The 13,495-nt window shown below is 59.6% G+C and carries 14 protein-coding genes; 13 read left to right on the top strand and 1 reads right to left on the bottom strand.

The genetic code is table 11. The features are described 5' to 3' along the window. The first annotated feature begins 545 nt into the window (after window positions 1–545). The 11 genes from M1D68_RS17660 (at window position 546) to M1D68_RS17610 (ending at window position 8,492) form a co-directional block, all read left to right on the top strand. The gene (locus M1D68_RS17660) at window positions 546–1,295 is read left to right on the top strand and encodes an electron transfer flavoprotein subunit beta/FixA family protein (protein WP_457967960.1); all 750 of its coding nucleotides are present in this window, start codon (window positions 546–548) and stop codon (window positions 1,293–1,295) included. A 1-nt stretch (window position 1,296) separates the two neighbouring features. Continuing rightward, window positions 1,297–2,226 (top strand): electron transfer flavoprotein subunit alpha/FixB family protein, encoded by a 930-nt coding sequence (locus tag M1D68_RS17655; protein ID WP_420767210.1) that lies wholly within the window; start codon window positions 1,297–1,299, stop codon window positions 2,224–2,226. A 75-nt stretch (window positions 2,227–2,301) separates the two neighbouring features. Beyond that, complete coding sequence (locus M1D68_RS17650) at window positions 2,302–3,126, top strand: substrate-binding periplasmic protein (protein WP_420767211.1); 825 nt, start codon at window positions 2,302–2,304, stop codon at window positions 3,124–3,126. A gap of 9 nt (window positions 3,127–3,135) precedes the next feature. Next, window positions 3,136–3,495 carry a DUF4398 domain-containing protein gene (locus M1D68_RS17645; RefSeq protein ID WP_420767212.1) on the top strand — a complete coding sequence of 120 codons (360 nt, stop codon included), beginning with the start codon at window positions 3,136–3,138 and terminating at the stop codon, window positions 3,493–3,495. Next, entirely contained in the window at window positions 3,492–4,301 is an 810-nt protein-coding gene (locus tag M1D68_RS17640; RefSeq protein ID WP_457967958.1) for an OmpA family protein, read from the top strand. Before M1D68_RS17645 ends, M1D68_RS17640 begins: the two co-directional genes overlap by 4 nt. Before the next feature lie 196 nt (window positions 4,302–4,497). Further along, on the top strand, window positions 4,498–5,940 hold the full coding sequence (locus M1D68_RS17635) for an aminotransferase-like domain-containing protein (protein WP_420767214.1): 1,443 nt from the start codon (window positions 4,498–4,500) through the stop codon (window positions 5,938–5,940). An 85-nt stretch (window positions 5,941–6,025) separates the two neighbouring features. Beyond that, window positions 6,026–6,508 (top strand): translation initiation factor 2, encoded by a 483-nt coding sequence (locus M1D68_RS17630; protein ID WP_434559976.1) that lies wholly within the window; start codon window positions 6,026–6,028, stop codon window positions 6,506–6,508. 147 nt (window positions 6,509–6,655) lie between these two features. Beyond that, a complete protein-coding gene (locus tag M1D68_RS17625; RefSeq protein ID WP_457967956.1) occupies window positions 6,656–6,910 on the top strand; it encodes a YkgJ family cysteine cluster protein in 255 nt (84 codons plus the stop codon). 54 nt (window positions 6,911–6,964) lie between these two features. Then, the gene (locus M1D68_RS17620) at window positions 6,965–7,573 is read left to right on the top strand and encodes an START domain-containing protein (RefSeq protein WP_457967954.1); all 609 of its coding nucleotides are present in this window, start codon (window positions 6,965–6,967) and stop codon (window positions 7,571–7,573) included. Between the two features lie 138 nt (window positions 7,574–7,711). Then, window positions 7,712–7,948, top strand: coding sequence for a hypothetical protein (locus M1D68_RS17615; protein WP_420767218.1), 237 nt, complete (start codon window positions 7,712–7,714; stop codon window positions 7,946–7,948). A gap of 202 nt (window positions 7,949–8,150) precedes the next feature. Beyond that, window positions 8,151–8,492, top strand: a complete 342-nt coding sequence (locus M1D68_RS17610) for a ribonuclease E inhibitor RraB (RefSeq protein WP_434559974.1) — start codon at window positions 8,151–8,153, stop codon at window positions 8,490–8,492. Window positions 8,493–8,653: 161 nt separating this feature from the next. On the opposite strand, the gene M1D68_RS17605 is transcribed toward M1D68_RS17610, so the two are convergent. Beyond that, complete coding sequence (locus tag M1D68_RS17605) at window positions 8,654–9,466, bottom strand: c-type cytochrome (protein ID WP_457967952.1); 813 nt, start codon at window positions 9,464–9,466, stop codon at window positions 8,654–8,656. 610 nt (window positions 9,467–10,076) lie between these two features. Here M1D68_RS17605 and M1D68_RS17600 point away from each other — a divergent pair. Together M1D68_RS17600 and M1D68_RS17595 are read left to right on the top strand one after the other, a co-directional pair. Next, window positions 10,077–11,282 (top strand): acetyl-CoA C-acetyltransferase, encoded by a 1,206-nt coding sequence (locus tag M1D68_RS17600; RefSeq protein WP_457967950.1) that lies wholly within the window; start codon window positions 10,077–10,079, stop codon window positions 11,280–11,282. A 26-nt stretch (window positions 11,283–11,308) separates the two neighbouring features. Next, complete coding sequence (locus tag M1D68_RS17595) at window positions 11,309–13,453, top strand: 3-hydroxyacyl-CoA dehydrogenase NAD-binding domain-containing protein (RefSeq protein WP_457967948.1); 2,145 nt, start codon at window positions 11,309–11,311, stop codon at window positions 13,451–13,453. Window positions 13,454–13,495: the final 42 nt, after the last annotated feature.

Genomic DNA, 13,495 nt, shown 5'->3' with positions numbered 1-13,495 from the left:
GGCTATCTCCTACTCAAGGCTCAACAGTTTTTTCTAATTGGAGGTTTGACGTTGCATCCGTTGTTTCCTTCGCGAAGCGACGAAAGCGACAATGGATGACCCGCGCTTCTCTCTTAAGCGGCGCATTATATCTACACCACTCTCAGGGTCCAATACAAACGTTTGTTTGAAATTGCCGCAGCCCAGATAAATCACTGACGTACGGCTTATGACTGACCATTTTGCCGTATTGACCGGAATAGACGTTCCGGTCAAGATACGGGCGGTTTTGCGCTCGCCGTAGGCTGACTGTTGGTTCCAAGAGCACCTCTAAAGACAGGGCGAAGGCAGCACAAAGTGACGAGTTGCGCGGTTCGGACGCGCAGTTTACACGCCGCGATAATGAATGACTCATCGGTCATCACTGACGAATGGTCTTCACTCCCGTGAGCAAAGGTCATGTGTGGTTCATGCCGGCGTTTTTAGAGGTGCCCTTGCGCCCATGATCATCAACCGCCAGGTTCGCCCAGGCGACTTTCTTTTCACCGGAGAGTAACGAGGAATCCATGAAGGTTCTTGTAGCTGTCAAACGAGTGGTCGACTATAACGTCAAGGTTCGCGTCAAGGCGGACAACTCCGGCGTCGACCTCGCCAACGTCAAGATGTCGATGAACCCTTTCTGCGAAATCGCCGTAGAAGAAGCCGTACGCCTGAAAGAAAAAGGCGTGGCGACTGAGATCGTCGTCGTTTCCATCGGCCCGACCACCGCCCAGGAACAACTGCGCACCGCGCTCGCGCTGGGTGCCGATCGCGCCATCCTCGTCGAATCCGCCGAAGACCTGACTTCCCTGGCCGTTGCCAAGCTGTTGAAAGCCGTAGTTGACAAGGAACAGCCACAGCTGGTGATCCTCGGCAAGCAGGCCATCGACAGCGACAACAACCAGACCGGCCAGATGCTCGCTGCGTTGAGCGGCTACGGCCAGGGCACCTTCGCGTCGAAAGTCGAAGTGTCGGGCGACAGCGTTGCCGTGACTCGCGAAATCGACGGCGGCGCGCAGACAGTTTCCCTGAAACTGCCGGCCATCGTCACCACCGACCTGCGTTTGAACGAGCCGCGTTACGCGTCCCTGCCAAACATCATGAAAGCCAAGAAGAAGCCGCTTGAAGTGCTGACTCCTGACGCTTTGGGCGTTTCCACCGCCTCCACGAACAAGACCCTGAAAGTCGAAGCGCCGACTGCACGCAGCGCCGGCATCAAGGTCAAGTCGGTGGCTGAACTGGTCGAGAAACTGAAAAACGAAGCGAAGGTAATCTGATATGACTATCTTGGTAATCGCCGAACACGATAACAAGGCGCTGGCTCCGGCCACGCTGAACACCGTTGCTGCCGCCGCCAAAATCGGTGGCGATGTCCACGTCCTGGTGGCCGGGCAGGGCGCTGGCGCCGTTGCCGAAGCCGCCGCCAAGATCGCTGGCGTGAGCAAAGTCCTGAACGCCGATAATGCTGCCTATGCGCACCAACTGCCGGAAAACGTTGCTCCATTGGTAGCTGAGCTGGGCAGTGGCTACAGCCACATCCTGGCGGCCGCGACATCGAACGGCAAGAACATCCTGCCTCGCGTAGCTGCTGCATTGGACGTCGACCAGATCTCCGAAATCATTTCGGTAGAAAGCGCCGACACCTTCAAGCGTCCGATCTACGCTGGCAACGCCATCGCCACCGTGCAATCGACCGCTGCGATCAAGGTCATCACCGTTCGCGCCACCGGTTTCGACCCGGTTGCCGCCGAAGGTGGTTCGGCTGCCGTTGAAGCCGTGGGCGCTGCCCACGACAAGGGCATTTCCAGCTTCGTCAACGAAGAGCTGGCCAAGTCCGATCGTCCTGAGCTGACCGCCGCCAAGATCGTCGTTTCCGGCGGCCGCGGCATGCAGAACGGTGACAACTTCAAGCACTTGTACGCCTTGGCTGACAAGCTGGGCGCTGCCGTTGGCGCATCCCGCGCAGCGGTCGACGCCGGTTTCGTTCCCAACGACATGCAGGTCGGCCAGACCGGCAAGATCGTTGCACCACAGCTGTACATCGCCGTCGGTATCTCCGGCGCGATCCAACACTTGGCCGGCATGAAGGACTCCAAGGTGATCGTTGCGATCAACAAGGACGAAGAAGCGCCAATCTTCCAAGTGGCCGACTACGGCCTGGTGGCGGACCTGTTCGAAGCCATCCCTGAGCTGGAGAAGCTGGTCTAATCCGGCATCTTCACTTATAAAGAGCCCGGCCTTTTGGCCGGGTTTTTTATTTCTGTTTCCGGAGCGCTTAGTGCCATGGATCTTCGCCGTTTGGCTTGCTCGTCGTTGTTCTGGGCGTTGGCGTGCGCGCCAGGGCTGTCTGCCGCCGCTGGCAAATGCGAGCGCCTGATCGCTACTGGCAGCCCCGATGCGCCGCCTTATCTTTGGCAAGATCCCCAGGATCCCAAGCATTTGATCGGTGCCGGGGCCGACCTGCTGGCGCAGGTGGCGCAGGCGCTGGGGATCAAGATCGAATTGCTCTACGCCGGCAAACGCGCCCAGGCCTTGGACGAAGTGCGCAGCGGACGCATGGACCTGCTCACCGATGCCCCGCTGACCACGACTGGGTTGCAAGCCTTGGATTACGTGCACCCGCCACTGCTGGAGAACGATTACCTGGTCTGGACACGCAAGGATTCGACGCTGGTGGTCGAGCGACCGGAGGATCTTCACGGGCATAACGGCGCCTTGTCGGAAAAGGCTCGCATGACACAAGGATTTGGCCTTTTCGCTGAGCAGAATCTAACCGTGACCCGTACGCCCAACCTGACCCAGGCCTTTCAGAAACTGCTCCTGGGTGAAGTGGAATATGTACTGGCGGGGCGCTACTCGGGCCTGGCGATGGCGCAGACGCTAGGGATGGCTAATGACTTGCAAGCCGCGCCGCAAGCGGTGGACAAGCCGGGCTTGTTCCTCGCGCTTTCTCATAACTCCGCCTGCAATGACCCATGGTTACGCGGACAGCTGGCGCAAAAGATGACAGAATTGGCCGCGTCTGGCCTGGCGGAGGCTGTGTTGCAGCGCAATCTGGAGCGTTGGAGAGCACAGTTGAAGTCCCCCGTCAGCGCCCCCAAACAGTAGGGAATATTAGTGACTATTCGACCTCTTTTCGCTGCCCTGGCCGTTCTGGCTCTGGCGGGTTGCGCAGCCGATCCAGCGCCGAATGAACAGATCCGCCTGACTGAACAGGCCATTGAGCAAGCGCGTGCGGTGGGTGCCACCACCGACGAAGTACCCGAATTGAAACTGGCTGAAGAAAAATTCACGCGCGCCAAATCCAACATGGCCGATGAATCCTATAAAAAGGCGCGCATGCGCGCTGAACAGGCCGAGTTGGATGCACGTCTGGCCGAAGCGAAGGTGCTGACGCTCAAGAGCCAGGAGCAATTGAACGTGCTCGACACTCGCATCAAGCGCTTGCGCAAACAGCTGAGGGAGGATGCCCAATGAAGCACTCCCAAGTATTGGGCGGCCTGGTCCTCGCGGGGCTGGCCAGTCTGTACGGTTGCGCCGGACAGCGCAGCGAGGTGGCGCTGGAAAAGGCCAGCGATGACTTCCAGAAGGTCAAGGAAGATGCCAACGTGCTGCGTGCGGCGCCCCGGGACGTGATCCGGGCCGGCGAATCCCTGGCCCGCGCCGATCGCTTGTCCAGCTACTGGGGCAGCGGTGAGGACGTGCAGCATTACGCCTACTTGAGTCAGCGCTACAGTCAGATTGCCCGTGAGCACAGCAACCAGGTGCTCAACGAAGAGCGCGCGACGAAGCTCGAGCTGGAGCGCCAGCGCCTGCAGCTGGCCCTGCGCGAATCCAAGCTGCTGAGTGTCCAGCAGCAGGGCAAGTGGCTTGAAGAGCAGATCATGGCGATGGCGACCACCCAGACCGATCGCGGCCTGGTGATGACCCTCGGGGATGTGCTGTTCGATACCGGCGAAGCCGAGCTGAAAAACTCGGCCAATCGCGTGGTGCTCAAGATCGTGCAGTTCCTGCAACTCAATCCCAAGCGCGTGGTGCGCATCGAGGGCTACACGGACAGCACCGGCGGCAAGCAGGAAAACCTCAAGCTGTCCCGCGACCGCGCTCAGGCCGTGGCGGACGTGCTGGTGGACCTTGGCATTGACGAAAAGCGCATCCAGGTCGAAGGCTACGGCGATCAATACCCGGTGGACGTCAACGCAACCGAGCGTGGCCGGGCGCAGAACCGTCGCGTTGAAATCGTATTCTCCGATGACGAGGGCCAGCTCGGCGCCGCCCGTTGAGGACGGCGTCATTGGAAAACCCGGCCCCTTCGAGGCGCCGGGTTTTTTTTTCGCCTGATGTTTGGGGATGAGTACAGTTGGGGCTGTCAACCCACTGTACTGTCGAGTAATCTGGCAACTGTCCCAGTACACTTCTAAACTGTGCCGGTAGAATTTCCGACAAGAATAAAACGCCTGCGAAATCGAGTACTGCGTCATGACCAACCTCCTGCTCTATCAACGTATTGCGCAACAGTTGGCGGAAGACATCCGGCGTGGGGTGTATCAGCCGGGTGAACGCGTGCCTTCGGTGCGCAAGATGAGTTCGCAGCTCAACGTCAGCCATGCCACCGTCCTCCAGGCCTATGCGAACCTTGAAGACCAGGGGCTGATTCGCGCGCGGCCGCAATCGGGCTATTACGTGCACCAGACGCCGGCGTTGACCGCGCCGACGCCGGACATTGCCCGGGTCGAGCGCCCCGGACTGGTGACGCGCAGCAGCATTATCCAACAGGTGTTGGTCGAGTCGCGCCGCGAAGGGGTGTTTCCGCTGGGCGCGGCGGTGCCGAGCGTTGATTATCTGCCCGTGCGGGCGTTGCATCAGCAGTTAGCCAAGGTCACGCGTTTCCACAGCCCGCGGGCGTTCAGCTACATGTTCAGTCCCGGCTTCGAGCCGTTGCGCCGCCAAGTCGCGATCCGCATGCGTGACGCCGGCGTGGTGGTGGATCCTTCCGAGGTCGTCATCACCCATGGCTGCGTCGACGCCCTGCAGATGTCCTTGCGCGTGCTGACGCGTCCCGGGGATTTGATCGCCGCCGAGTCGCCCACTTACTACGGGCTGCTGCAACTGGCGGATCTGCTGGGCCTGAAGGTCATCGAGATCCCCAGCGACCCGGTCACTGGCATGAGCCTTGAAGCCTTGCAATTGGCGGCCAACCAATGGTCGATCAAGGCGCTGGTCCTGACCACGCGCCTGAGCAATCCCCTGGGTGGCACGATGCCCGAAGAGCGGCAAAAACAACTGCTGCGCCTGGCATCGGATTTCGATATCCAGATCGTCGAGGACGATATCTATGGCGAACTGATGTTCGAACAGGGCCGGACCAAGGCATTGAAGGCCTACGATCGCTTGGATCGGGTGATCTACTGTTCGAGTTTCTCCAAGACCCTTTCGCCCGGCGTTCGGATTGGCTGGATGATCGCCGGCAAGTTCCAGCAGGAGATCCAGCGACTCCAGACGTTCAGCACCCATTCGGCGTGCAGCGTCACTCAGATGGGGATCGCGGCTTACCTGGAGAATGGCGGCTATGACCGGCACTTGCGCTACATTCGCCAGGAGTACCGCAAGAACCTCAGCGCTTTTCAATTGGCGGTGCAACAGCACTTTCCGGAAGGCACGCAGATGAGTCGTCCCACCGGTGGGTTCATTCTTTGGGTCAGCCTGCCGGGGCGGGTCAACACCCAGGAACTGCACGTCCGCGCGCTGCAACAGGGCATCAGCATCGCCCCCGGGTTGATTTTCAGTAATACCGAGCAATTCAACCACTGCATCCGCCTGAATTGCGGCATACCCTGGAATCGCGAGGCAGAGCGTGCGTTGATGACCCTGGGGTTGCTGGCGACCCAGTTGTGCCAGGAGACCGCCAGCGGGTTTTTATAGAAATCAGCGGCTTGGCCCGATGTGCTTGTCAGCGCCTCAATATCGGGCGAGCATGGACATCTCTGCCGTAGGTGTCGTCGTGTCTATGAAAGCCATTGTTCCTGCTGCGTGGGTTTTGATCGGCCTGTTGAGTGTCCTCGACATGGGGAGTGCCATGGCAGCTTCGGCCCAAGAGAAACCGGCCGCCAGCGCCGCCAAGCCCACCGCGAAGAAAACCGCCGAGATAAAGAAGACTGTCAAAAAGACGCCCGCCAAAACGGCCGCCGCAAAGAAAAAGCGCGCCCCCATTGCCTCCAAGAGCAAATCGGCCCGCGAAGTCGCCAAGACCCCTTTACCACCGGCCAGGCTGGACCTGAGCCTGCCACACGATATGGTCGATCAGTTGCAGCCACCCGGCAAGGTGCCCCTGCCCAAGCGTGAGCCACTGTTGCCGTCCATGTTTGGGGAAAAGCCCGGCCCATTCCAGCTCAACGGCCGTCTGCTGAGCAACGAGATGCAGCTGCCCTTGCGCAATCAGGAGCGCAACGAAGTGGAAGGCGCGGCACTGGAATTCGAATTCAAGCAATAAGGCCATGCAATGCTGCTGTTCGTCGCTGACTGCCGGGTCACTCCACCCACTACGAAAAAAACCCCGGACGGCGATTTCAAACGGCTGTTTTAGCCGTTACCCTGTGTCCTGTTACCAATCATTACTTGTCGTGAGGATCCTGTCGTCATGAAGTGCCGTGAAGGCTGTGGCGCCTGTTGCATCGCCCCTTCCATCAGTTCTCCCATCCCTGGCATGCCCCAAGGCAAGCCGGCGGGAGAACGTTGCGTGCAGTTGTCGGCCGGTAATCTCTGCCTGATCTTCGGCCACCCTGAACGCCCGGCGGTGTGTTCGGCGTTTGAGGCGGACCTTGAGGTCTGCGGCAATAGCAGCGAAGAAGCCATTCGATTGATTGGCTGGTGGGAGCAGGTCACGGCGGCGTAGTGGGACAACGATCGGAAACGACATGAACGAACTTGGACGATAAGGAAAACAATTATGGGTTCGCTGCATCGTATGGCTGTGTTGTGTGGATTGACCGTCCTGTTGGCAACAGCTACCGCCCAGGCAGAAGACTGGCAAGTCGCCAAGGAAAAGGAAGGTATCCAGGTGTCGCTGAGTGAGGTCGCTGGCTCGAAGTACAAGGCCTATCGCGGCGTGACCGTCATGAAAACCACCATGGCCAAACTGCGGGCCCTGCAGGAAGACGTTGCGGATGCGTGTGGATGGATCCATGAATGCAAGAGCCAGAAGTTGCTCAAGCACGAGGGCGACAAGAGCTGGACGTACACCCAATTCAATACGCCGTGGCCGGTCACGGCCCGCGACTCCGTGCTGGAAGTCACTACCGTTGAAGAAGCTGATGGCAGCCTCACTCGCAAACTCAAGGGCGTGCCTACCTATCTGCCGGAAGAGAAAGGCTTTGTGCGCGTGACGCAGGTCGAAGGCTTCTGGAAGTTCACCCCCAAGGCGGCGAACCAGATCGAAGTGACTTACCAAGTCCACACCGAGCCGGGGGGTGATGTACCGTCCTGGCTGGCTAACAAGTTCGTGGTGGACGCGCCGTTCAATACGCTGAAAGCGCTGAAAGAGCGCGCCGAAAAATAATCGGTAGGCCGCGATGAAGAAACCGCCCACGAGGCGGTTTTTTCATTGGTGCCGTCAGCGAACTCAGCGGAACGATTGTTTCGCCATCAATGTCGAGATAGACGTAAGCCCGGCCATGTATTGATCGAGGAGACACCGATGCAGAAGTGGGAAATCACTTTCGTTGATGATCACGGCGAAGCCGTCGCCGAGCAGTTCGATTACGACCAGGAGCCCACAATGGAACAGGCCGCCCAATTGATCCGCCAGAGACTGCTCCCCGTGCCCGCCAAGCTTGATCTCAACGACCTGGAAGGTCGCACGCAAGACCCTACGCTCAAAAGCCTCAAGACCCAAAACAGCATTGAAATCATCAGCATTAAACCGATTTCATGAAATTCATTGTTCGGTCCCGCTTGGCAGTGGCGATGACTTGAAGCTACTCTGCAACCGAGATCAGCGAAAGGATCGCCAAGGTCCGGTCTTGTCAGCTACATGCTTGTGTCCCGACGGCCAGTTGATGCCGTACTGCTTGTAACCAGCGGTTGCACGCACGGGAAGACGGAAAGTCTATCCATCGGTCTGAGGAGGACGTTTCATGAGCACAGCCTATCAAGAAGACATCAGCGCCAGTGTGCTGCGCCGCATGAAAGAAGGCGGTTTCGATTTCTCCCAATTTCATCCCATCGAGTTCTATGCCATTTTCCCCGACGAGGAACGGGCGCGCAGGGCGGCAGGCCAATTCAGGGGGGAATCGCTGAATGCGCAGATCAGCGCGCGGGACGATGGAGCCTGGTCGCTCGAACTGAGCCGGGTGATGTACGCCACTTATGATGACATCGGCGATTTCGAGTTGAACTTCGAGGCCGTGGTCGAGCCCTTGGGTGGCGTTATCGAAGGGTGGGGCGTCAAGCAGGAGATCCGTCGCCTGCAGGCCTGAATGTTTTATGCATCCAGCAACGGCTGACCTTTGTGTCGGCCGTTTTCATGTTGGGTGCTGATCGATTTTCTGTCGTCATCGCGAGCAAGCTTGCTCCCACAGTCGGTCTGCGATCCGCCACAACGCCCAATGGTAACGGGCTTTGCGGCGAAGGAACGCGCCTACGGCTTCAACGGCTGCTTGCGTCCCGCCATGTGCTTCAAATACCCCACCAACAGGTCAAGCTCAGAATCCGGCAACACCGCTGCGGAGAATCCCGGCATTTTACCCTGTGGCCAGTGGCGCAAGCTTTGAGGGGCACGGATGTAACGTTTGAGGAAATCTTTCGAGAAGTATTCCGTAGGGTTGAAGGGAATGTTCAGGTCCGGTCCGAACTGCGCATCACCCGCGCCGTTGAGTCGATGGCAAGCCAAACAGTTTTTCTGAAACAACTCGAAGCCTTTGTTGACCGGATCGTTTTTGGCCAGGGTGGGCGAGGGCAGCAGGGCGGGGAAGCGATCGGCCACTGGCGACAGGCGCTTGATGCTTGCCAGCGCATAGGGCCATTGCTCGGGGCTGATATGGCCCGCTTGAGGATCGGTCCAGATCAGATAGAAAGGACCGGCGCTTTGCTTGCCTTCCCCCAACGCCGGCCAGGGTTTGGTCGGGTCCTCGATCGCCAGCCACGCGCGGGCGCCGTGTGCATTGAGTAATGGCGCCGCGGGCAGTTCAGCTGCGAAACCGTCCAGGGCTACGGCTTGCAGATGATCGTTCGGTTGCACCCCGGTCAATAGCGAGGTCAACGGCACGGCGCGATAGCTCATGGGTTTCTTGTAGGAAACGTCTTCGTTGATCTGAATTGTTTGAACGTCGGGATGCTTGAGTAGCTCTTCAGTCTGCCAGGTGCGGGTACCCGCGCCCAGCTCCAGCGTGAGCTGCGCCGCGTACAGAGGGCCGCTGATCAGCAGTGCCCCGAGGACAATTAGTGCTTTCAAGTGAATCGCCGTCCATGTCGAGAGGGAAGCGCAAAGGTTGGCACAGCCACCGTTGCCGGAACAATCAACCCTCTCACATTTATTTAGCGAAACGACTGTAATAAAGCGGACATCGCGCGTCTGGGTCAGCCGATCACTTTAGTGATGTTCGGCAAGATCAACAGCAGCGTTGTGGCGAAGAGAATGAGTCCGGCTTGACGAACTTTCGTATGTTTGAACATGGCTGACCCGCCTTTTTGTTATTTCCTGAGGCCAGCCTGCATTACTCCGTGACGGCTGGCGTTGCACTTCCTGTCTGACAAGCGCCTCGGCAAAACCCGACGACTTACTTGTACAAGGTTTACATTAGGGGCCGCAGCCGGCTTCGCTTAGACCCAATTAGTATCAGTTTATGGGTCCAAGTTATCAAAACAGCATGAGGCCTATTGCCAGCTGCTTGCGGGCCCTTTTGCTAGACAGCTTGCTTACCTGAAACGGTTAATCCGATAGCTCGCTACCGTTCGTCTGAGCGTGCCTGTCAATGTCGTTGAGCACTGAGGTCATTGAATCCGCCGCCGCTGGGCTTAAGGTTAGAGGTGTTTGTAAAAGCCGATCGCGGTTTGAGGATGTCATGACCGAAGCTATGATTTTTGACGCATTACGCACGCCTCGCGGTAAGGGAAAAGCTGACGGCGCCCTGCACACCGTCAAGCCGGTGAACCTGGTCGGTGGCCTGTTGACGGCGTTGCGTCAGCGCATGAGCCTGGACACCAGCCAGGTGGACGACATTGTGCTCGGCTGCGTGACGCCGATCGGCGATCAAGGTGCCGACATCGCGAAGACCGCCGCCCTGGTGGCTGACTGGGACGTCAGCGTGCCCGGCGTTCAGCTCAACCGCTTTTGCGCTTCGGGTTTGGAAGCGGTGAACCTGGCCGCGATGAAGGTTCGTTCCGGTTTCGAAGACCTCGTAGTGGCGGGGGGCGTCGAGTCCATGTCCCGTGTGCCTATGGGCAGCGATGGCGGCGCATGGGCGCTGGACCCGCAATCCAATCTGCACGGCCATTTCGTTCCCCAGGGCATCGGCGCCGACCTGATTGCCACCCTCGAAGGTTTCAGTCGCGAGGACATCGATGCCTTTGCGTTGCAATCCCAGCAAAAAGCCGCGCGAGCACGGGAGAACGGTTCGTTCGATAAATCCCTGGTGGCAGTACGGGACCAGAATGGCATCGTGCTGCTGGACCATGACGAATTCATCCGCGCCGACTCGACGCTCGAAGGCCTGGGCAAACTACGGCCAAGCTTCGAAGCGATGGGCCAGATGGGCTTCGACGCCACGGCATTGCGCGTCTATAGCCATGTGGAGCGGATCAATCATGTGCACACGCCGGGCAATAGCTCGGGCATCGTCGATGGCGCCGCGCTGATGCTCATTGGCTCCCCGGCCAAAGGTCGCGAGCTGGGCTTGCAACCCCGGGCGCGGATTGTTGCCACTGCCGTCACCAGCAGCGAGCCGACCATCATGCTCACCGGTCCGGCCCCGGCCACCCGCAAGGTATTGGCCAAAGCTGGCCTGCGGGTCGAGGACATCGACCTGTTCGAAGTCAACGAAGCCTTTGCCTCGGTAGTGCTCAAGTTCATCAAGGACATGGCCATCGATCCCGCCAAGGTCAACGTCAACGGCGGCTCGATCGCCATGGGCCATCCGTTGGGCGCCACCGGTTGCGCAATCCTTGGCACGCTGCTCGATGAGTTGGAGGCGCGTCACCTGCGCTATGGCCTGGCGACACTGTGTGTCGGCGGCGGCATGGGCATCGCCACCCTTATCGAACGCCTCTGAGCCCCGATTTTGAAGGAACACTTTTCATGACCCATGCCATTCGTTTCGAAACCGGCCCGGACCGGATCGTCGTGCTGACCCTGGACATGCCGGGGCAGGCGGCCAACACCATGAACGCGATATACCGCGAGGCCATGGGCGCCTGCGTTGCTCGCCTGATCGCCGAAAAAGACTCGATCGCCGGCGTGATCATCACTTCGGCCAAAAAGACGTTTTTTGCAGGCGGCGACCTGAACGAGTTGGTCCAGGTCGACAAATCCCAGGCCCAGGCCTTTTACGAAACGGTGTCCGAGATCAAGGCGCAGCTGCGCGCATTGGAGACCCTCGGCAAACCGGTGGTCGCCGCTATCAACGGTGCGGCCCTGGGCGGCGGCTGGGAAATCTGCCTGGCCTGCCATCATCGGGTGGCGCTGGACCATCCCTCGGTGTTGATCGGCCTGCCGGAAGTCACCCTTGGCCTGTTGCCGGGCGGCGGCGGTGTGGTGCGGATGGTGCGCTTGCTGGGCTTGGAGAAGGCATTGCCGTATTTGCTCGAAGGCACCAGGGTTCGTCCGCAACAAGCGCTGCTGGCTGGTTTGATCGATGAGCTGGCGACGGATCGCGACGAGCTGCTGGACAAGGCCCGGGCCTGGATTCTCGCTAACCCGAGCGTGGCCCAGCCGTGGGACATGAAGGGCTATCGGATCCCTGGGGGCACGCCGTCCGCCCCGGCGGTCGCCCAGATGCTGGCGATCGCGCCTTCGATTCTGCGCAGCAAGACCCAGGGCTGCCTGCCCGCACCGGAAAAGATCCTCTGTGCGGCGGTGGAAGGCGCGCAGGTAGGCTTCGATGCGGCGCAGTTGATCGAAACCCGATACTTCACCGAGCTGACGACTGGCCAGGTGGCGAAAAACCTGATCGGTACGTTCTGGTTCCAACTCAACGAGATCAGGGCCGGAGGTTCTCGCCCGCAGGGTTTTGCGCCTTTTCTGACGAAAAAAGTCGCTGTGCTCGGCGCCGGGATGATGGGCGCGGGTATCGCCTATGTCAGTGCTGCGGCCGGCATCGACGTGGTACTCAAGGAAATTGACCTGGACGCAGCGCAAAAGGGTAAGTCCCGCGCGGCGTTGCTGCTGGACAAGAAAGTCGTCCATGGCCTACTCACCGCGCAACAGCGCGACGCCATCCTGGCGAGGATCCAGCCGACCGACAGCGATGCGGACCTGGTCGGCTGCGACCTGGTCATCGAGGCCGTATTCGAAGACCGCGTCCTTAAAGCCAGCGTGACGGCCGCAGCCCAAGCAGTGGCCGGGCCGGACGCGGTGATTGCGTCCAATACTTCGACCTTGCCCATCACCGGCCTGGCGATGGCGGTGCCGGACGAGGGCAAATTCATCGGGCTGCATTTCTTCAGTCCAGTGGAAAAAATGCCCTTGGTCGAGATCATCAAGGGTGCCCGCACCTCTGACGAAACGCTTGCCCGTGGCTTCGATTTCGTCCGGCAAATCGACAAGACGCCGATTGTCGTCAACGACAGTCGTGGGTTTTTCACTTCGCGGGTGTTCGGCACCTTTACCCACGAAGGCATCGCGATGCTCGGCGAAGGCGTGAGCGCGCCGATGATCGAAACCGAGGCACGCAAGGCCGGGATGCCAGTCGGGCCGCTGGCTGTCTCCGACGAAGTTTCACTCAGCCTGATGAGGCATATCCGCACGCAGACTGCCAAAGACTTGCGAGCAGAGGGGAAAGCTCCGACTGAGCACCCCGCATTCGCTGTGATCGATCTGCTGCTCGAAGAATACAAACGGCCAGGTAAAGCGGCCGGAGCCGGTTTCTATGAGTACCCAACCCAAGGGCAGAAATATCTCTGGCCGGGGCTCAAGGCGCGTTTCGACAAACCCGCGGGGCAGATTCCAGCCCAGGATATCCGTGATCGCCTGCTGTTCATCCAGGCCCTGGAAACCGTTCGTTGCGTCGAGGAAGGCGTTGTCACCTCGACGGCGGACGCCAATATTGGCTCGGTCTTCGGCATCGGATTCGCGGTCTGGACGGGCGGGGCGTTGCAGTTTATCAACCAGTACGGTTTGCAGGCGTTTATCGCCCGCAGCCAGTACTTGGCCGAGCAATACGGCGAACGTTTTTCACCCCCGGCACTGTTGCTGGAAAAGGCCGCCGCTCAAGCACTGTTCTGACTATGCGCGGGGGGCTTGCCTTGGGACGGTGTTTCAGGGCAG

The organism is Pseudomonas sp. R4-84, assembly GCF_054130985.1.
The sequence above is the reverse complement of the archived record's forward strand: the minus strand, read 5'-3'. Positions and strand labels throughout refer to the sequence as shown.